Raw genomic sequence first — 19,716 nt, 5'->3', positions numbered from 1 at the left:
CGCTGGCCGAGGGTTTGGCCACAGCTCGGCTGATATGCTCCACACCATTGCTTCGGAGGCTTACCGTGCGTTTTCAACACGAACATCTTGCTACCCCATCCCTGTTCGAACCCGTCTGCGTCGGCGCCCTAGACCTGGCGAACCGGATCGTCATGGCGCCACTCACGCGAGACCGTGCCGGCCCCGGCCTGGTCCCGGGCACGTTGGCAGCGGAATATTATGCGCAGCGTGCGACCGCGGGCCTGATCATCAGCGAGGCGACCCAGGTTTCCGCGCAGGCGCAGGGCTATTCCGACACGCCGGGCTGTTACAGCGACGCGCAGGTCGCCGGCTGGAGAAAAGTCACCGAAGCCGTGCACGCGGCCGGTGGCAAGATCATCGTCCAGCTCTGGCATACCGGGCGCGTCTCGCACGTCAGCTTCCAGCCAGGTGGTGCCGCACCGGTCGCGCCGTCGGCGATACGCGCCAAGACGAAGACCTTCGTAGCAAGTGAGGGGTTCGTCGATACGTCCATGCCGCGCGCGCTGATGTTAGACGAGATCCCAGGCATTATCGCCGATTTCCGGTTTGCAGCAGGACGGGCGATCGAGGCTGGTTTCGATGGTGTCGAACTGCACGGCGCACACGGCTATCTGCTCGATGCTTTCCTGCGCGATGGCAGCAATCAGCGAACCGACATCTACGGTGGCTCGATCGCGAACCGCGCGCGGCTGCTGGTCGAAGTCGCGACCGCCGTGGCGGCGGAAATCGGCGCCGATCGCCTCGGCGTGCGGCTTTCCCCGGTCTCGCCTGTTAACGACGCCCACGACAGCGACCCGCAGGCGCTGTTCAATCACGTGGTAGATGGCCTGAACCCCTTAGGTCTGGCTTTCCTGCATATCGTCGAAGGCGCAACCGGCGCCGCACGCGACAATCTGCCTTTCGATTACGCCGCCCTCCACGCCCGGTTCGACGGCCGCTGGATGGTCAATAATGGCTATGATCGTTCGATGGCGATCGACGCCATCGCCAGCCATCGCGCGGACCTGGTGTCGTTCGGACGAGCCTATATCTCCAATCCCGATCTCGTAGCCCGGCTGCGCGCGGATCGCCCGTTCGCCCCACTCATGGCGCCCGAGACGCTCTATGGTGGTGGCGCGCATGGCTATACCGACTATCCCACGCTGACCCCGGAAGCGGAAGACTCGCCGACAGAGTCCAAGGCAGCCTGACCCAAGAGCGCAAGCGGTAGCCCTCGGCCCGTACCGCAAGCCGGCCTTGGACATTACCGTCAGAGGGATGCGCGGAGATGGAAGATCAGCAATGACAGGAGCACGAAAACAGGCGGTGCCGGTCAGCGGGGCCAGGCGATTTCTGGAGCCTGGCCCGGTCATCCTGATCTCCTCGCTTCATGATGGTGGCGCGAACATCATGACAGCAGGCTGGCATCAAATACTGGAATTCACGCCGTCGCTGGTCAGTTGCCTGATCTCAAGCGGTAACCATAGCTTCGAGATGATCCGCGAAAGCCGAGAATGCGTGATCAATGTTCCGACCACCGCGCTCACCGACACGGTGGTGTACCGACCGCACGAGATCGAGTGATGCTCGCCGCAGGTGCTCGTGGGTCATCACGACCGTTTGCTGGCTACGGCTACGGGTGGTCTGCTGGAAATCGGCATATTTGATCTTCACGGTAACCGTCCGACCGAACCCTAGTCATAGCGACAGCCCAGCCCGGCAGGGTCGCGATCGATAGCGCGGCGCTCATAGCTCGCGTTCCTTGGCAGCGTTTGAGATTGCCCAACTCACCGGCTGCGCCGCGGGAAGCGCAGTTCGTCGCGTGCCACTGTAGGGCGAGCTCAAACGGACCCACGCCGGTCTGGACGCAGCACTCCCCGCGTTCCACGTCTGCAATCTACCGGGGGCCCGGAGATGATAAGCGTGTTGAAAACCATGTTGAACATGCCCGCCAAGCTTATGCGGGAAGCGGACGAGAACGACGACGCCGCGCAGGACAACGAACCGATCGCATCCGGATCGCTCGCGCAGATGGTGCAGGCATTCACCGCGCTTGATCCTGCCGAGGTGGAAGGGTTGGTCATTAAGTGTGCAGGTCGTGATCGCCCCATAACCTCTGCTGAAGCCCGCGACCTGCGGCTGACGGCGGCAGCAGCCTGAGGCATTGGCCGCCCCGCTGGAGATGACGCTGTAAGAAGCAGCGAGGTCATGTTGCGATCTTTCGGAGCGACGTGACGTTCGCGTCGCTTGCTCCGCCGATGCGCTCGCCGTCATCCGAAGCGCCGGCCGCACCGGTTCGCGCCGCCCACACTCCGGTCGATCGTCTCAACTTAAACCTGCTCGGGTTCAGCTTTGCACCGCCCAATGAACGGGACAGTCGTATCGCCACAGACGCAACTCGCCCGAAAATCAGCCGAGAGCCAGGATAGAACGGTGTGGCCCGTATCCGGTCAACTGCATTGCGCCGTCGATCTGAACTAGGCAGCATATGTGCTCATCGAACGGGAGACGGGTTGTGTCTGTTGCTGTTTTGGAGAGTCAACGGCTGAGGCTCATCGCGCTGGTCCCCGAAAATGCTGTATCTGTCTTTGACGGGTTCCGGGAATTTCCGCGATTTGGCGACATGCAGCAGATCGCGGTTCGGGGCCGGACCGCTGCTGAGCGAACCGCAATGGCGGCGCGCATTGATGCCGCGGTGTCGATTTCCGATCGTGCAGTCATGTTCTTGGCGCAGGGCAGCGCTTGCGCGGCGGCGGCGTGGTGGGCGCGCCTGTCGCCGAAATCCTACACAGCAAAGGTCTCTGGCGCCCTGCTCGTGGCTCCCGAACGGACAGGCCTTAATCGTCAGGGTTTTGCGTCCCCAAAGATGGTTTTGCCCTTCCCATCGATCGTCGTCGGCGCGGATGACGAAACGCAGCGACTAGGCGTCGAATGGGGAAGTCGCTTGATCGATGGCCCGCTTCTGACGGCTGCAGCAGCGCCGACCGGTCGCCTGCGCACCATCATCGAACGCTTCACCTCCGCCGTCGTAAAGCGCGACGTCGAGGCGGCATATCGCATCCTCCACGCCATAGGAGATGGCTAGGCATCGCTCGACCGGACCTGATGCCGGAGCAGGCATCGATCCGTGTCGAGCTACTCTGGCGTCGCCAAGGCGCTAGACCTCGAAACGAACGCTCAGCGTCTTTGGCAAAGCGTCATCCCGGCGCGCCGCCGGTCGCCGCAGCGTCTAGCTTGTCCTGGGTCCGCGTGTCGAAATCACCGGCGTCATGGCGTTCGGGGAGCTGACTGGAAGTTTCGCCCATCACGCGGTTGACCATCCGCCCACGCGCCACTGCGGGCCGCGCAGCAATTAGGTCTGTCCAGCGCAGGACGTTCTTGTAATCCGTCACCTGAAGGAACTCGGCAGCATCATATACCAGCCCTTTCACAAGAGCGCCGTACCAGGGCCACACCGCCATGTCGGCGATCGAATAGTCGTCGCCGCCGAGATACTCGCTTTCGCCCAGACGCCGGTCGAGGACGTCGAGTTGCCGCTTCACCTCCATCGCGAATCGGTCGATCGCATATTCGATCTTTACCGGCGCATAGGCGTAGAAATGCCCGAACCCGCCGCCGAGCATTGGCCCCGCCCCCATCTGCCAAAATAACCACGACAGCACCTCGGCGCGCTTGGCGGCATCGGTGGGCAGGAACGCGCCGGATTCTCGGCAAGATAGACCAGGATCGAGCCGGACTCAAAGACGCGGATCGGACTTGCGCCGCTGCGATCGACCAGCGCGGGAATTTTAGAGTTGGGATTGGCTTCGACGAAGCCGCTGCCGAACTGGTCGCCGTCCATGATCTTGATGAGCCAGGCATCGTATTCGGCACCCGTGTGCCCAACGGCGAGCAGTTCCTCGAGCATCACCGTCACCTTCACCCCGTTGGGCGTTGCCAGCGAATAGAGTTGGAGCGGGTGCTTGCCGACCGGCAATTCCTTATCGTGCGTGGCGCCGGCGACCGGGCGGTTGATGCTGGCGAACCGGCCCCCGCTCTCCTTGTTCCAAGTCCAGATCTTGGGCGGCGTGTATTCGGCGGTCTCGGTCATTCGGATGCTCCCCTACGGTCGTTCCTTGTCGGCGGATTGAGCCGTTGCAGAATTTGACGCAGCGCGGAGGAGGTTTGGTGAGGCCGGTAAGCCTGTTTGGCTGTTGCACTGGGTTTGTACATCACCTTCTGGCCGATGTTCGAAGACGACCCACAAACAGACGTTCACGGACCATTCTGCCTTTCCCAACTTCGGACGCCCGTTAATGTGAGCCGATACGTCACCTCGGGTATCGAGCAGCCCCTTGGTGTAAACGTGCACGCTATCTGGCGCATGACGCTTCGCAATTAGCGCCGCGTGCAGACAGCTGAAGCTGACATGCTGCGGCGATTGTGCCGATCGCCAACATTATACATACCGCATGAGGGTAAGCGTCATTGCCGATCAGATCGGCGGGGGTCGCGGACTATTCCGTCTGGCCAGTTCTCTAGCGATCGGTCCTGTTCGCCAGGCGTCCCGTCATAGCGGCGCCTTGATGCCTGAGCCGGATGTCATGCGCTTCATCAAAGCGACTGCGCCAGCATGACTGATCTGTTCGACATGCCCGAAGGTTTCCGTTGAACAATCGCCGGTCGCGAGCAGGTCACCACCATTCTGCACCTCGGCGAGCGACGGGATGTACCCGTCCAACCTGTAGCTGATCGACCAGCTTGCTACCGAAGTCGCCGTCGGCGCGTCGAACGCATAGATCGACAGAAAGCCTGGCCGCTTCCCGGGTGCCGACACGACGAAGTAGTTCGTCCCGTCCGAAACCATCGACGCGCAGTACAAGGCCTGCACCTTGAACCCGGCGTTCCTGAAGGCTTTGACGGGGTTGAAGTTCAGCGGCTGCCCCTCCGGCGCGGACCATTCGAACGTCATCTCCGGCACGGTCGCGGTCCGGGGAATTGTCATCGTACCGCCTCCCAGGGTTCCGACCTGCCGACCGTCTTTATCCGTATGGGAACGAGGATCCGTCCACAGGACTTGAGAGGCCTTTGCCCGAAGCATCGCTATGGTCGGAGAGCCGGTCGAGCGCGCCTCCGGGCTAAACGCGAGGATCGCTTCGGCAAGGGCGTCCATCGACGTCGAGTGCGCGGTCGGGGCCCGAATAGAGCGCTTCCTTTCGCTTCCGGGTAGCGGGTGTTCGGCGGCCGCTGTCGCAAGCCCCATGGGTCCGATCAAGGCGATCGCGCCAACTACGCTACGGGATAGCCTACCCACTTTGTCTCCTCCTATCATTTCGGATCGGGCAATGCGGTCAACCGTCTGTCCGACCGGGCGAAAAGCGATGCCAACTGCAGCGGCATCAACACCACAATGCGCCATGCAACATATGGGGATTGGCGCAGCCGGATTGCGGCAGCGGCAAGGGCTGTCCCACCCTCCACAAGCCGAGTCGCCGTTGGATACCCGGCATCTCGGAGTCGATCACCGCCAGACGGTTTCCATCGCCGTACGTCGTCGCGCTGCGGTAGCGCAGCACTTGCTTGTAGACGCCTGACGCGACGGACCGGTTGACGATGATCCAGAAACCGAACGGTGCGTCGCTGGTTGGTTCGGCCGAAATGACGGATCCTCTAAGCACGCCTTTGGCGATGTACCGTATTTCCTGATTGTTGTTCTTGCGGGTAACGTGTGCGTAAACCCGGGTAAACACATCCCGCCCGCGATCATATCCGAACAGTTGCGTTGCGACCCGTCGATCGCCGTTCACGGCCGAGAGACTGCCGATCTCGACGAGCAGCAGGGTCGTTGCGTCACTGGGATGCACCAATGCGACGTTGCCCAGAACATGAGGTTCGGAAAACGCATCTTTCCCGTCCTCGGGCACGAGTATGTCGTCGGCGTCGGGGCGGCAAGATTGACCGTTATCGTTGCTGATACACAGCGAGACGGGTCCTGGTGCTTCTTCGCCCGATAAACCCTCGACATCCTCACCCTGGGTAGCGGTGAACCGCCAGGGTGATCGTGTCGCGAACGGTTTTGATAAGTCGATCGTCGATATGGCTCGCGCTGTTGCAGGCGAGCCTTCAGCTACAGGCGACACCAACGCGCTGAGGATCATCGCCGAGGCCGCAAAGCGCAACGTCATCGTTACAGTCTCTTTCCCGCTCGTCGCGTCGTATTGGCGCGTCCTGGTTTATGTAACAACTCCAGTTTTAACGAGACGGTAGGAATGATGCGGATGCCATGAACCCCGGGCATCGAGCATCCCGGAATTGCGGGTGTTGGCGCTCGTGGTGATCTGCGTGATCCGAAGGCAGCCTGCCAAGTCGCCTCGCAGTCACGCCACTCCCGGCTGCGCGCCTTCCGCGAAGTAATCATCGTGGCGGGCGAGCCTCACCCTCTTCGACCATCCGTCGAATATCCGCGCCCGCCTTGCGCATCGTATCCTCGGCGCCACGTGCCGCAGCCAGGAAATCCTCCTGAGACGCCACGGCGTAGTTGCACCCGACCAGCAGCATCTTCGTATCCGGCGACGGCGGCTCCTTCGCGGTCTTCGCCCCCGGATCGCCGCCGAAGGCGTCGACAAACACTTTCGCCATCGCATCACCAGTCGGCGCGAACCCGCCGATCATCGGCCCGGTCTCGGGATCGACGAAGCGGTAATATTGTTCCGTCATCGCGATCGGCGCGCGCGTCATCTTCTGGGCAGCAATCACCCGCTCGGCGCTTGCGCGGGGCAGTAGCGCGACGACCCAGTCGCTCAAAAAATAGACGTGGTCGACCGGCTCCCCGAACACAGAGACCTTTCCCTCGACCGCGAAGCCATACAACCCGATCATACCGTCGAGCGCCGTAGGCAGTTCACTCGGGCGCATCCACGCTGGCGGGCGGTTCTGCAGGAAAAGCAGCTCGGCGAAGGTTCCGAGCGCGTCGCGCGACTGGCAGGACAGCACCTGCGTCAGCGATGCCGGCGTCGCCACCGCCTCATCCTCGGCTTGGGCCACGGAGGGCGATGCCGCCAACGCGCTGGCGACCACGGCGACGATCATCGCTCGCACGGGAATACGCCTCAGAGCAGAGCCCGTTGACAACGTGGTCGTGCGGTGGTTGCGATGATCCATGCTCGGCGTATTACCCCGCCAGTACGCAGGATCAACTCCACCGTTTACGGATGCCGCTCGTACCGGCCCTTACCCGCGCCGTTCAGGAGCAGCGCACCATGGTCGATTTGCAGCCGCAATTGCCGGAAGGCCGGTTCTGCGCCAGCGCTGTGCCCGGTCTCTAGCAGGACCGCTTCGCCATCGATCCGCCATTTGCCCTCCGCCGCCTGATCCGCGGCGCCATAGCTCATGAACCAGGCGAAGCTTCCATCGGGACGTAGCACCAGCTCCGATCCCGTCTCCATCACACCTGTCAGGTAGTAATGACCGGTGAGCCCGCGACTGGTGCCGGATTCAACCGCTGATGCGTCCTGGGCGTAGCGGGCGTTGCACCGCAGCTCGCGCATATCGTGCGACGACATGTACAGGAACGATGTCATCTGATCGCCGGCGTTGGCGTTCTTGTGTACATAACGTCGGCCACCACTGAACACGAATGTCATGAAGCCACCGTCGTCGATTTCGAATTCGGTGATCGCTCCTCGAGCGTGCGGAGCCTGATACGTCATCGCCACCAGGTCGAAGCTGTAGCTTTCCTCGGCCTCGCCGCTGCGACGCTCGCAGGTCTTTACTTCCCCGCACGCCCAGGTCGTGACCGCGGTACACCGCAGACCGATGGGCGAACGTGTCGCGGCATACGCCCCGGGGGTGACTAGCAATCCCATGGCCGCCACCGCCGATCCAACTCGCTTGAACACGATTCATCCTTCGGCCGACACTCCGGAGCGCCGCGTAGCACGACGCCTCCGATCGAAAAAGTTCGTGCTTCGAAGGCACGCGTCGGGCGGATCCCTCCCGGCGTCACCCCCTGCGCGTGCGCGCTCAGTCACAGGCATGGGCGTTCTGCAGAATTCCCAGCAGCGCATTCCGCGCCATCGTGGCCGCCGCTGACGGGGTTTGGTGGATATTGGCGACATAATACGCAGTGAGATCCGCCTGGACGGTCGCCGTATCTGCCTTGGTGACACCCTTTCGAGCAGGCAGCGACCAAGTCTTCGCGACGGGCGCAAATCCCAGGCGCGCTTGGTCAACGGCGCGGCTGAACGTGCGATAGGCGGCATAGCGGATCGTCCCCTGGCATTCCGGCCAACGGGCATTGAGCTTTGTTACGAGCGCATCCAGCGAAGGCAGTGGTGGCAGGCTTGCGCTGCAATCGTTGCTAAGAACGAAATTATCCATCGTCGATCCGAATACCGGGCCTGTCGCGTCGAGCAGCTTGGGGTGGCGGACGATCGCGGCGCAAGGCAGGTTGCGCGGCATGCGGGAAAGCTTGGGCTCGTTCAAATAGGGACCGAGCACGTTGAGGAAGGCGGCGAAATGTCGTTCGGAATGGAATAGATCATCGATCTTCCGCACGGCGACCCCGTCGGTGCCCGGATCGCTCAGGATGGAACTGCCGAACGACTGATCGGCGTTAGTCTGCAACGACGTGAGATAAGGCTGCAGCAGCGCAGCGATCCGGTCGCGGCCCTGCGCGCGTTCCGGTGCCGACCAGTTCGCATCCATCGGTGCTTCCGACCATAATTGGACGGCCTCGAGAATTGGCGCGAAAGCGGGGTCCCCGGCTCGTAGCACAGGAAGCGCGGTGGTCGGCGCCTTGATCAGCACGGCGATCGCCAGCTCCTGGTTACGAACGACGTAGTGCTCTCTCAGGCAAACAGCGAGCGGTTGCGCTGCCCCCGCCGCCGCGCATGCACGCATCTCCTGCAGCGCAGTTCGCTGCGCCGGCAACTGGTTGGACGTACCGGTACTGAACGCGCCCTGCTGCGCCAGCGCGAACAACTGCGCCATCTGGCGATCCAGGGCGCGGAGCTTCGGATCAGCACAGATAGTCTTCTCAGTCGCAGTCGTCGCGGACGAGCAGGAGAAGCTCGGGCCGTTGCCGGAAACCTGCGCCGCCCCCGTCGCGACCCGTGCCGGATGCGCAACCGAAAGTGTCACGAGTGCGAGCGCGATCAACGCCAACCGAGCCAAAACGCTCTCCTTCCAGGGGCCAGACGCGTGCACCGTTACCCCGCTCCGCTTCGGGAAGCGAGCCGCGGGGCTTTGCACTTGTTGCTTAGGTGCCCGATCTATCGGCACATTGCTTTTCAGCCGAACTAAGGCGGCGGCGCCCTGCTCGTTCCCTCAGCGGTTGATCAGAAAGACGACATAGCCCTGAAATTTGGGATTTCGGCTCAACCCAGACGGCGCGCTCCATTCGCCGCCCTGCAGGAGGCCGATGCGGAAAGGGATTTTCAGGCGGCCGAGTTTGGCAAGGTAGACGCTGTACCCCGGTATGACGCGCCGGCCCTGATAGATCTGTAGCACCACTTCATCGACGACGCCCGCGAGCCGATCGAGACCTTCCGGGTCGCCGTTGGCGCTCCAGTCGAGCAGGCCGGTTATCCCGAGCTTGTACCGCGTCGGAAGCGCTTCCCGCAGCGTCTTCAGGAAAGCGGCGTAGCTGGCGAGGTGGTGCGTCCGTGCGTCGAAATCGATCTGGACACCGGCCACCCGGTTGCCCGCCCGATGCCAGCGTTCGAGGGCGGCAAGCAGCTGCGCGTGGATCTGCGGCGTCCAGGCTAGCGTCTCTACCCGTAGAACCATCCATAATTGTGCGTGCGCGACGTGGGGAGTGGCCGGCCGTTGTGCCACCAGCCGCGCCTCCTCGCCGCCGACGACGGCGCCCTGCAACAGGTAGATTCGATTGGCGCGATCGAGCGCGGGCTGGGGCCGCACGCCCGCCCAGAGCCAAAAGGCATCGTAGCGGTTCGCATCGACGGGTGCGTCGGGCGGCGTCTGCGGCGGGGCCGCCGACAGCAACAGCGGTGGCACCAGCAGCAGCGGCAACAACCGCCGCCACCCCGCGCGCTTACCAATAATAATGCAGCTCCTGCGCCCAGCGCGACTTGGGATAATCATGCTTCAGGCGCTGGAACCAGGCCTTGCGCGTTACCGGGTCCACCCCCTTGCCGCCGCACGCGTTCGATCCCCCCGGGGCGTAGCAATTGACGGCACGGAACAGCGCATAGGCCTTGTCGTCGGGGGACGCCTTGGGCGACGCCATCACCGCCTGATAGGTGACCAGCCGCGAATAGGGTGCGCCGGCGTAGAGCGACGGGCTGCCGCCGAGTTCGTCGGCTGAAGGCTGGCTATCCAGGAAAGAGCCGTCGAAGCCGTTCGCGCGGACGAACTCGCCGTCACAGATCAGGGCCTTGGCATCGTCCGCGCTCTCGGCGAGGCGGCGTTGGGTCTCCAGCAGAGGTGGACAGCCATAGTCGCCCAGCTTCGTACCCTTGATGAAGAGCGCCGTGGCGAGGTGCTCGGACGTAAAGCTGTCATAGTAGGTCGCGTCGCTGGGCGCACCGGCATGAATGAGGAGCACGTCGCGGACGAAGTCGCGATGGGAACCGCGCGTCGCTTCCTTGTAGAGCAAGGTGAAAAGCGCGACGTCGCGCTCGTGATCGGGCGCGCTCGCGGCCTGCGCCTGCTGGCGGAGCAGCTTCGCATCGGCGACGTAGACGAGCAGGGTCTCGCGAATCTCCGGCGTTCGTATCGGCGAGTCCGGGGCGAACACGCGCACAAGGGCGTGGTCGCGCTCCTCGTGCATTGCCAGCGCCAGCTCGACGAGCGGCCGTTGCGCAGGGCGCTTGGCGCCCGCCAGCAGATCGATCCAGAAGCCCCGGGCGTTGCGATCTCCGCTGGCATCCAGCGCGATGCCGCGCAGCATCTGGCGGCTGAACTCGATATAACTGAAGTCGGCCTGTTTCGACGCGTCCAGGAGGAGGCGTACGACTGCGCCTGGCTGCGGCGCGACGAAATGGGCGTGCACGGCCAGCAGATAGGCGAACAACGCTGGCTTGCCGGTGAATTTCGCGCGCTGCGCTTCCAGTGCCGCGCGCGAAATAGCCGTGCAACAAGGCTCCCCGTCATAGCTCTTGCTGCGCATGTGCATGAGATCGAACACGGCAAGCAGCGTCGGTTCATGCAGCGTGTCCGCGGTGGCGGACGACAGGAGCTTTGCGTCGATTTCCTGCGCCAGCGAGACGGCGTCGATGCCGCGTTGCGAATCCGGCAATGCCAGCAACGCGGCATATTCCGCCTCGAGCTTCGCACGATCCTGACCGAGCCAATAGACACGCCGGAGCAGGCCGCGCGCGGAGAAGAAATACGCGCCTTTCGGATAGGCCTTCAGATAGCCGCGCAGGGCTGTTTCGGCGTCGCTGAGCAATGCCGGGGAGATTTTCATCGTCTCCTTGGGCGATCCATATTCATCATAATAATCGACTTGTGCACGGTTCACTGCGACGCGGCCGAGCATGTAGCGGGCCGTCTCGCGTAGCCAAGGATCGCGTGCAGTCCCCAACGCTGTGAACCGGGCGGTCGCAGCGTCGAAATCGGCGCCGTAGAACGCCGCCGCGCCATCGAGATAGGCGGCGAAGGATTTGCCGCCCTCGGATTTGATCCCGGCCATCGCGCCGAGTGTGCCGCCCTGCGCGCAGTCGGGCTGAAAGCCGCGCCGGGCAGCGATCAGTGCAACGCGTTCCGGTTCGGGCACCTTGGTATTGGTACGCAGCGCGGCTTCGAAATCGGCGGTGCCGGCCGCGTTGCTTCGGCAGCGCGACCCTTCGCCATCGGAAAAAAGGCTGTCCTGCTGTTCGAAAGGCGGCGCGAGCGACGCCGCGTCCAGGAAGATCGAAGGCTTGGCGGGCCCCCGTGCGCGCGCTGTGCCGGGCAGATCCGCCATCAGCAGGATCAGATTGGTCCGGCTGTCGTTGCGGGGGCCGATCATCGCGGTGTCGTCACACCCGCTGTACACCGCGAAGCTGAGCTTCCGGCTGGCGCTGCAGCCGATATCGCTGCTGGCCTTCGCCGGCATCGACCAGAGCACGCTCGCGCAAAGCAACAAGAACAGCGCTATCCTGATCATCGAGCCCATCTCGCAATGGTGTGTGCCAAGAGCGTATCGGTTCCAGCGGGGATCGGCGTTGACGGTCTTCAGGACGCAGGATCGGTCGGTCGCGTTCAGCATGCCACGCCCCAGATACCGCGCATGCTCGTTGCGACGCCGGCCCGATCGATCGTCAGCACGGCGCGTCTGCTGCTGCTGTCCGATGCGGGGTTCGAGGTAGCTTTGCCGGACGATCGGATGCGCAGCCGATAGCCTGAACAGGAGACGGTTCCCCGCCCAATCTCCAGATCCTCGGTGGCGACCGTCGTCAAGCGGCAGGAATGCAGCCCCTGTTGATCGCGGAGGAGAAGTTCGGTGCCGACCAGTTGCAGATAGTCGTGCCCGCCGACAGCGAACGTCGATGTGCACCCGGTCTCTTGCGTAGACCATTCGTCCTGATCGCTCAGCGGGAGAAGGGCCGCGCTCGCTTGAGCACGGGATTCTGCGTGAGCACGCACCGGCGTCCACGCAGCCGCGGCAACGACGGCGGTGAACATCACCACGCGGAACGACAGCATCGTGCTTCTCCCCTGTTACGCCGAACGCGTATGACCCGAGCGTTTTCGCGCAACAGGTGCAGTTGGTGAACCCTGTGGCTGCAGTCACACTGAAACGCCACTGCATACGATGTCGCTTGCCTCCGAGCAGACCATTGGTCGGCGCGGGCCGGCCCTGATTGCCGCCATCCGTCATGTCTGTTTGCGGTCGCCGTCGGCGTGGAGATGCCTTAACGCGGGGCTTCATACCCATCCCACGGTTCGGTCTTTCCATGCATCGACTTCATGTTCTAGCCGCCGCGTTCTGCGCTCTGATGCTGCCGACAAGCGCTTCGGCTGCGCCGGAAACGGTGTTCGAAGGCGTGGCCGGTACCGCGCGCATCGTCGTGGCGATGACGGAGGACAAGGGCGAGGTCGATGGTCACTATTTCTACCAGACGTCGCGGCTCGACATCGACCTTTCCGGCACGGTTGTGGGAACAACGCTGACTCTGGAGTCGCGCACGACCGGCGATCACTTGCTCTTGAAGCGAATTGGACCGAACCTTGTCGGCACGCTGACGACTGCCAAGGCCAGACGCCTGGCCGTAAGCCTGCATCCGGCCGCCGGTCCGGCCGGGCTTCCGGCCGACCTGCCGCCCAAACTCAGCGTTTATGAGCGTTGGCGTCTCGCTGGTCTCCACCTCACCCCGCAGCAGGGCGAGACGATCAACGGCAAGACGATCCGGTGGTATCGGGAACCGCTTTCCGGCATCCGGCTGTTCCGGATCGAAAGCGGCTATTCCACGGCGGCGGTGGTGGCGGTCAACCACGCGCTTGCCCGCAACCAATGGCAGAATGTCTCCGCGTGGTTTGCCTGCACCGGATCGGACGGAAAGCCCGGCACCGATGTTGCGGCGGCGGAAAAGCCCTGGCTCGGGGTGAACCATATGAGCTATGTCTGGACGAGTAGCTGGAGCTGTGCAGGTACCGCACACCCGGACTTCGGCACCGAGGGCCATAGCTATGACACGGCTACCGGCGGCGAGATGGTACTGGACGCGCTGCTCCCCTTCGGATCGGAACCGGTTCCGGCGGAAAATAGCGACGCGTGGTACACATATCGCAGCAACCGCTTCGCGCCGGGCGTCGTCGCGTTGCTGAAGCGCTTTCATCCCGAAGAGATGGCGCCGCCGAGCAAGGGCGACGACGACGCATGCGATTATTCCGATCCCGAAGTCTGGGATTTTCCGGCATGGGCGCTTTCCGAAAAGGGCCTTTGGCTGGGCGCCTATTTCCCGAGAGCGCAGCGCCCATGCGACGCGCCGGATTGGGCGGTCATCCCGTGGTCATCGCTGCGTCTCCCGCGCGCTACTCGACCGTAGCCGTATCCTACGGATGCGCGTTGCAAAGCCCGACCCCTTCGGGCAGCGGATCGGCGCTCAGATATCCAAGACCGGAGGCCCATGATGTTAGCGATCATTGCTTTGGCGTTAGCCGTTGCAGTGCCCGATGCTGGCCAATGCCCTGGATCGTCGACGCAAGAAATCGACGCTTGCCTCGCAGGTCGTTTTGACAAGGCCGATGCCGAGCTGAACCGCTATTACAAGGCCGCGATAAAGCGCCTTCGAGAAGAGCGTGAACTCGCATCGGAACAGAAGCTCGTTCAGGCCGAGCGTTCATGGGTGGCCTATCGAACATCCGAATGCGGCGCCGTCTATGAAAACTGGATCGGTGGCAGCATTCGAGGGAGCATGGCGCTGAATTGCCAGATCCGGCTTACAAGGATGTCCACGGCCCGTTTGATGCTCTTCTTGGACGGCCGATGGCCCATATAGGCTCGCCCCGTCTTCGCCGAGTACATCCGCCCGAAGGTATAGCCCAGAAAGTCGAACGTCTCGTCCGGCACCTTGCAGATGCGAGTCTTTTCCTCGTTCACCGTCAGCTTCAGCTTGCCCATCAGCCTGCGCATTTGGTCGAGCGCAGCTTCCGCATTGCCCTTCTGACACAGGATGACGAGGTCGTCGGCGTAGGTGACGAGCCGAGCACCAAGACGTTGCCCAAGGCCGAGCTTCCGCCATCCCAGCACGAACCGGCGCATGTATAGATTTGCCAACAGTGGTGAGATGGGTGAGCCTTGCGGGATGCCACATCGCTGATCCCGGGCCGCCGTCGTTCGCGTCTTCCGACCTTTATCGTCGGTCTCTTCAACAGCACAATTCAGCCACAACCTGACCAGGTGCAACACGCGTGGATCGACGATCCGGCGTGCCACAGACTTCATCAGTTCGGGATGGGGAATGCTGCCGAAGTAGTCGGCGAGGTCGGCGTCCACGACATCGGGACGTCCGTGATACAGTTGGTCTTCTACCTCGACCACGGCCTGCTGGGCGTTGCGCCCAGCACGATAGGCGTAGATCTCTGGTGGAAGGTCGGCTTCGAAGATCGGTTCCAACACCAGCATCGCTGCTGTCATGCAGACCCGATCCCGCACGGTGGATATGCCCAGCGGCCTGAGTTTGCCGTTGGCTTTCGGTATATGGACCCGTCTGATCGGCTCCGGTCGGTACGTCTTCTCTCTGAGCGCAAGCGCCAGTTCTGCCAGCCACCGCTCGACGCCATACGCTTCGATATCCGCGAAGTCCTGACCGTCTACCCCGGGTGCGCCCTTGTTAGAGCGGCACTTGGCGTAGGCATGAGCCAGAATGTCGTCGCGGCTGATCTTGTCGTACAGCGCGTAGAACCGATAACCGGCTTCCGCCTTAGCTTTCGCATGTAACGCCATCTGCAGGTCCCGGACGCTTTTCGGAGTTGATAGGTTTCCCAATCCCCTGTCCCTCACCACTTGCTGCGTTTGCCTTGAACCAAGGCCCCTTCCCTCCACCGACATTACTCGGTTTCCACGGTACTACGGGCCTCTCCGCCACCCCATCGCGCCCGTCCCATCCCTCACAGGCGTCCGGTTGCTCATCCCTGAGCACGTGATGGGGCTTCCCGTGTTGCGTGCGCTTTCCTTGTGTACATGCTGCCGCCATTACCCCGGTGCAGCAGACGAGCTCCAAACGTCGCTCAAACTCGCCCGTCTGTATCAGCCTTCCCCGAAATGGGTGTCGGGTCGGCCTGCACATCGTCCTTTTCGAGGCTTGCTCAGCGTTCACTCACGTTGCGGCCTGCACACTCGCACGGTCACCTACGTGACCGTCATCCGGGGGCTTCAAACACTTCGTTACCTCCATGCCTGCCCCGGTTGCTTCCGGCTGGAGCTCTTAGCCGGGTGGGACTCGCACCCACTAGAAAACGCCGCCTTTGCACGGCGCACCCCATACCCAGACATTCTCGGGTATTTTCAGCCGCTCAGAACTGGACGTTCGTTCACGTCGCGAAAGCCATCTGGCGCATGCCGACAACTGCGACGCGGACCGCGCTGATGGGCGGGGCAGAGGGTGACTGGCATAGAAATCTTTGCGCATCGAGGATGCGGCATCAATCGAGAGTGATGAATAGAGGCGGTCGAGGGCGAGCCGGACGACGAACGGATCTCTGGCAGTAGCGAGCGGACTCGTCGGTCACCGCCGATCCGGGTTCTGAGCGATCAAAACACCCCTTCGACAGGATGTCCTCGCAACCGGACAGCGATGGGGCAACCGAGACAGCCGGCTTTGACCCTGCGTGGCCAACTGGGTTTGCATGGCTGCCCTCAGCGAGTTAGCAACGAACATCATAGACGCGACCTTGGCAACGGCTCGGGCGCGATCATGGCGCAGAAGGCGAGGTCCCGTGTCACGACGCCGATATCTTCTCGTGGGCGTCTCCGCCTTGGCACTAACCGCCGGCGCCGGGGCGCTTTATGTCGCACCTCTCGCGGCTGACCCGACCGGGCCCAAGGACTGCGCCGACGTTCTACCCCACCTGCCCGGGATTGCGTCATCGACTGCGTCGGCCACTCTTGCCGAGCCGCGCTGGTCGCAACGCGGCGGCACCGTCAACGACGCGAGCTGCCTCAGCCGTACCGCCGTGGCGGGCGTAGTCCGCCCACGCAGCGAGGCCGATGTCGCGACCGCGCTCGCCTATGCACGAGCACACCACCTACCGGTATCGGCGGCAGGCGTGAAGCATTCGATGGGCGGACAGGCGTTTCGCGCGGGTGGCGTGGTGCTCGACATGCGGGGGATGCAGACGATCCGGCTCGATGAGAACGCGCGGACGGTGACCGTCGGCAGCGGCGCGACTTGGCATGCGATCCAGCTTGCGGTGCATCCCCGCTTCGCGGTGAAGGCGATGCAGTCGACCGACATCTTCTCGGTCGGCGGGTCGGTCTCGGTCAACGCGCACGGCATGGATCATCAGGCGGGCGCGGTGATGGGATCGTTGCGCAGCCTGCGCGTGATGCTCGCCGACGGCCAGGTCGTCACCGCCTCGCGCAACGAGAATGCCGATCTCTTCCGCCACATCGTCGGCGGCTATGGGCTGTTCGCCGTGATCCTCTCCGCGGTGCTCGATGTCGTGCCGAACGACATCTACCGCTCCGAACGCCAGCTGATCGACTATCGCGCGTTTCCCGACACGTTCGCGCGGATCGCCGCGGATCCCAGTGTCGGCCTCAGCTACGTCCACCTCTCGACCGCGCCCAAGACACTGCTGCAGGAGGCGCTGGTGTATGAGTATCGGCGCTTCCCCGAGGATCAGGCGCTGCTGCGGCAACCGTTGGGCGAGGTCGCGTCGACCAAGGTTCGGCGGCTGACGGTCAACCTCGCCAAGAAGAACGACCTGTTCAAATCGCTAAAATGGTGGAGCGAAAAGAACATTGAGCACCGGATCGAGACATGTACCGTGACGCGCGCGCGGGCGCAGGGGGCGGGCGAAGCCTGCTTGGTCGCGCGCAACGACCCGATGCACGATTCAGTCGCCTATCTGTTCAACGACCTCCCCGGCGAAACCGATATCCTCCACGAGTATTTCGTGCCGCGCGACCGGATCGTGCCGTTCATCGATGGCATGCGCGACATTTTCCGGGCGCAGGACGCGAATGTCGTCAACGCCTCGATCCGTGCGGTCGGGATCGAGGACAACGCGCTGTCCTATGCCCCTGCCCCCGCCTTTTCGGTCGTCCTTTACCTCAATCAGCCGACCACCGCGGAAGGGACTGCGAGGATGCGCCGGCTGACCAGCGACCTCATCGACCTGACCTCGAAGCAGGGCGGGCGGTTCTTCCTGCCGTATCAGCTTCACTATTCGTCCGCGCAGCTCGAACGCGCCTATCCCGAGATCGGCGCGTTCTTCGCCGCCAAGCGTGCTTGGGATCCCGACGGTCTCTTCAGCAACACATGGTACGCGCGCTACGCGCCCGCTTTCGCGAAGCAACCAGCGGCTACCCGCCCCTCGATCACGAGCGGCGCCCCCTCGGCGTAGAGCGATGCCACGAAGCGGGGATCGGCAGAGCGCGCCAGCGTCGCACCGCGGCGGACCTCGACGACGCTGCCGCCCGCCGCTGCGATCGCCTGCACCGCAGCGGCGCCGTCGCCTATCACCGCTACCTGTCGGCCCGCAGGGCCGACGAACGGCATCGCGATCATCACCAGCGCCCAAAGTCCGAGCACCAGCAGGGCCAGCGCCGCCCCGCGCGCGACCCTAGTAATCATAGACGTGCTCGATCGTCGCCCCCGATGCGCGGACAGCGGCGATGCGCGCCGTCAACTCCGTCACCGGTAAGGTCACGCCGTAGCGCGACCAGCCCGGGCGATCGCCGAGCGGCATCGCGAGCAGCGCCGTGCTGGGCACCGCTTTGGTCGGCGCAAGCACCGTCATGAAGATGGTGCGGTTGCCGGCAATGCTCTCCACCTCAAGGCGATGTTCCGCCAGCTTGAACAGCAAGTCGGTGAACTGCCCGTAACGCGGCGCGCTCACGCGCGTGCGCCCGTTCCCCGTCGCCAGCGGACGCAGTCGCGGATCGACGGCCGCGATCGCCTGGGGCGATGCATTTACGGTCATGACCAGCGTCGTAGCGTCGGGCTGCATCGCCGCGAGCGCGCCGATCCCCTTCGCATACACTGCCTTGATACCATATTCCGCGCTCAACGCGACGCGTCGCTCGGGGCGGCGGACGATCGACCAGGCGCCATGCGTGCTCCACAAACCCGCGAGCGCGCCGACGAAATCGAAACCGTACCACGGCACCTCATGCATGAAGGCGCCATAGCGTTGCTGAACACCGGCAGCGTAGCGATCCTCCGGGCTGTGCCAGCCACCCAGCCATTCGCTGACCCGGCCGATCGTCGACTCCCAGCCCGCCTTGACTGCCATCTCGACAGTGAAACTGATGCCGATGACGTAGATCATCTGCTTGGCGTCGGCGGCACCCGGCTGTGCCCCGGCGATGCGGTTGATCGCGCAATAGCTGCGCCAGAAGCCGGCGACATCCGCACCATAGTCATACCCGCTAGGCCGCCCGCCCTTGCGGAGATACCGACCAAGGCTTTCCGCCGAATAGACGATGTGCCATTCGGGATAGGTCAGCCAAGTCCGCGCCTCCGGCCGACGCGCGGCGACGGGAACCATGCTCAGGCCCGGCGGCATCTTGGCGCCCCCCGGCACCGCGGGACAGCCCAGTTCGATCCCGCCGATCGGCACCAGCACCAACGCGGCTGCTATAGCGCCAAGGCCCGTGAGCAGGCGCCAGCGTCGCTTCACGCGACCGCCGTCCGTTGCGTCTCAGCCAACCGATAGCCGACCCAGATCGCATACCCGCCGATCAGCAAATGCGGAAGATTGGCGAAGACATGGGCATAGAGCGACTGTTGGATTGGCCCGTACAGGAAGATGCCGCCGTCCAGATAGCCGCTGCCCAGGAACAGCCCCATCACCCCGTCGGCAAAGTAGAGCGGACCGAACAGCCGGAAATAGGTTCGCGTCGCGGCATAGGACCACCAAGCTGCGACCCCGGCCCATATTCCCGAGAATGCGTGCAGGCTGTCGTCGTACAGGTCGAGCTTGAACAGCCCGAACAGATTGCCGTTGGCATCGTGGAATGCGGGAACATACCCGATCGCGACGACCGCCATGAACCCGATGAAATAGAACCAGCCAATCCGCCGTATCGTGTCCATCGCGCCTCTCCCCGATCGATTAGTT

At 63.4% G+C, this 19,716-nt stretch carries 18 protein-coding genes and 2 pseudogenes; 6 read left to right on the top strand and 14 right to left on the bottom strand.

The annotated features are described in order from the left end of the window. Positions 1–65 precede the first annotated feature (65 nt). Complete coding sequence (locus tag E5673_RS10435; RefSeq protein ID WP_136189940.1) at positions 66–1,211, top strand: alkene reductase; 1,146 nt, start codon at positions 66–68, stop codon at positions 1,209–1,211. A gap of 91 nt (positions 1,212–1,302) precedes the next feature. Beyond that, positions 1,303–1,584: a flavin reductase gene (locus tag E5673_RS10430; RefSeq protein WP_136189939.1), complete on the top strand. Its 282-nt coding sequence runs from the start codon at positions 1,303–1,305 to the stop codon at positions 1,582–1,584. 21 nt (positions 1,585–1,605) lie between these two features. On the opposite strand, the pseudogene E5673_RS20005 reads toward E5673_RS10430, so the two are convergent. Continuing rightward, a pseudogene (locus E5673_RS20005) lies at positions 1,606–1,674 on the bottom strand (hypothetical protein); the annotation flags it as partial. A 249-nt stretch (positions 1,675–1,923) separates the two neighbouring features. On the opposite strand from E5673_RS20005, the gene E5673_RS10420 reads away from it, so the two are divergent. Together E5673_RS10420 and E5673_RS10415 are read left to right on the top strand one after the other, a co-directional pair. Then, the gene (locus E5673_RS10420; RefSeq protein WP_136189938.1) at positions 1,924–2,160 is read left to right on the top strand and encodes a hypothetical protein; all 237 of its coding nucleotides are present in this window, start codon (positions 1,924–1,926) and stop codon (positions 2,158–2,160) included. Positions 2,161–2,515: 355 nt separating this feature from the next. Beyond that, on the top strand, positions 2,516–3,085 hold the full coding sequence (locus E5673_RS10415; protein ID WP_168711601.1) for an alpha/beta hydrolase: 570 nt from the start codon (positions 2,516–2,518) through the stop codon (positions 3,083–3,085). 112 nt (positions 3,086–3,197) lie between these two features. Here E5673_RS10415 and yghU read toward each other — a convergent pair. The 9 genes and pseudogenes from yghU to E5673_RS10370 all read right to left on the bottom strand — a co-directional run bounded on the left by yghU (position 3,198) and on the right by E5673_RS10370 (position 12,630). Further along, a pseudogene (gene yghU, locus E5673_RS10410) lies at positions 3,198–4,090 on the bottom strand (glutathione-dependent disulfide-bond oxidoreductase). Between the two features lie 459 nt (positions 4,091–4,549). Continuing rightward, positions 4,550–4,984, bottom strand: coding sequence for a hypothetical protein (locus E5673_RS10405; protein WP_136189936.1), 435 nt, complete (start codon positions 4,982–4,984; stop codon positions 4,550–4,552). 394 nt (positions 4,985–5,378) lie between these two features. Further along, positions 5,379–6,164, bottom strand: a complete 786-nt coding sequence (locus E5673_RS10400; RefSeq protein ID WP_208622654.1) for a hypothetical protein — start codon at positions 6,162–6,164, stop codon at positions 5,379–5,381. 229 nt (positions 6,165–6,393) lie between these two features. Continuing rightward, positions 6,394–7,077 carry a hypothetical protein gene (locus E5673_RS10395; protein ID WP_136189935.1) on the bottom strand — a complete coding sequence of 228 codons (684 nt, stop codon included), beginning with the start codon at positions 7,075–7,077 and terminating at the stop codon, positions 6,394–6,396. A gap of 107 nt (positions 7,078–7,184) precedes the next feature. Further along, on the bottom strand, positions 7,185–7,877 hold the full coding sequence (locus E5673_RS10390) for a hypothetical protein (protein ID WP_136189934.1): 693 nt from the start codon (positions 7,875–7,877) through the stop codon (positions 7,185–7,187). 124 nt (positions 7,878–8,001) lie between these two features. Further along, positions 8,002–9,144, bottom strand: coding sequence for a hypothetical protein (locus E5673_RS10385; protein WP_136189933.1), 1,143 nt, complete (start codon positions 9,142–9,144; stop codon positions 8,002–8,004). A gap of 162 nt (positions 9,145–9,306) precedes the next feature. Continuing rightward, on the bottom strand, positions 9,307–10,011 hold the full coding sequence (locus tag E5673_RS10380; RefSeq protein ID WP_210731719.1) for a DUF3142 domain-containing protein: 705 nt from the start codon (positions 10,009–10,011) through the stop codon (positions 9,307–9,309). A 22-nt stretch (positions 10,012–10,033) separates the two neighbouring features. Next, complete coding sequence (locus E5673_RS10375; protein ID WP_136189931.1) at positions 10,034–12,193, bottom strand: outer membrane assembly lipoprotein YfiO; 2,160 nt, start codon at positions 12,191–12,193, stop codon at positions 10,034–10,036. Next, positions 12,187–12,630 carry a hypothetical protein gene (locus E5673_RS10370; protein ID WP_136189930.1) on the bottom strand — a complete coding sequence of 148 codons (444 nt, stop codon included), beginning with the start codon at positions 12,628–12,630 and terminating at the stop codon, positions 12,187–12,189. The genes E5673_RS10375 and E5673_RS10370 overlap by 7 nt, the downstream gene beginning before the upstream one ends. Before the next feature lie 293 nt (positions 12,631–12,923). On the opposite strand from E5673_RS10370, the gene E5673_RS10365 reads away from it, so the two are divergent. Beyond that, a complete protein-coding gene (locus E5673_RS10365; RefSeq protein WP_136189929.1) occupies positions 12,924–13,973 on the top strand; it encodes a hypothetical protein in 1,050 nt (349 codons plus the stop codon). Positions 13,974–14,305: 332 nt separating this feature from the next. Here the strand turns inward: E5673_RS10365 and E5673_RS10355 are convergent, their stop codons facing one another. Next, the gene (locus E5673_RS10355) at positions 14,306–15,373 is read right to left on the bottom strand and encodes a reverse transcriptase domain-containing protein (protein WP_210731718.1); all 1,068 of its coding nucleotides are present in this window, start codon (positions 15,371–15,373) and stop codon (positions 14,306–14,308) included. 992 nt (positions 15,374–16,365) lie between these two features. Here E5673_RS10355 and E5673_RS10350 point away from each other — a divergent pair. Then, positions 16,366–17,997 (top strand): FAD-binding oxidoreductase, encoded by a 1,632-nt coding sequence (locus tag E5673_RS10350; protein ID WP_247599317.1) that lies wholly within the window; start codon positions 16,366–16,368, stop codon positions 17,995–17,997. Here the strand turns inward: E5673_RS10350 and E5673_RS10345 are convergent. From E5673_RS10345 to E5673_RS10335, 3 genes are read right to left on the bottom strand one after another with little or no spacing between them, the layout of a single operon-like run. Then, on the bottom strand, positions 17,925–18,227 hold the full coding sequence (locus E5673_RS10345; RefSeq protein WP_247599316.1) for a hypothetical protein: 303 nt from the start codon (positions 18,225–18,227) through the stop codon (positions 17,925–17,927). The two genes, E5673_RS10350 and E5673_RS10345, sit on opposite strands and share 73 nt — an antisense overlap. Beyond that, positions 18,217–19,275, bottom strand: coding sequence for a hypothetical protein (locus E5673_RS10340; RefSeq protein WP_136189925.1), 1,059 nt, complete (start codon positions 19,273–19,275; stop codon positions 18,217–18,219). Before E5673_RS10340 ends, E5673_RS10345 begins: the two co-directional genes overlap by 11 nt. Next, positions 19,272–19,691 carry a DUF4383 domain-containing protein gene (locus tag E5673_RS10335; RefSeq protein ID WP_136189924.1) on the bottom strand — a complete coding sequence of 140 codons (420 nt, stop codon included), beginning with the start codon at positions 19,689–19,691 and terminating at the stop codon, positions 19,272–19,274. Before E5673_RS10335 ends, E5673_RS10340 begins: the two co-directional genes overlap by 4 nt. Between the last annotated feature and the right edge of the window lie 25 nt (positions 19,692–19,716).

Origin of the sequence: Sphingomonas sp. PAMC26645, assembly GCF_004795835.1 — a bacterium.
Lineage (GTDB): Bacteria > Pseudomonadota > Alphaproteobacteria > Sphingomonadales > Sphingomonadaceae > Sphingomonas.
The sequence above is the reverse complement of the archived record's forward strand: the minus strand, read 5'-3'. Positions and strand labels throughout refer to the sequence as shown.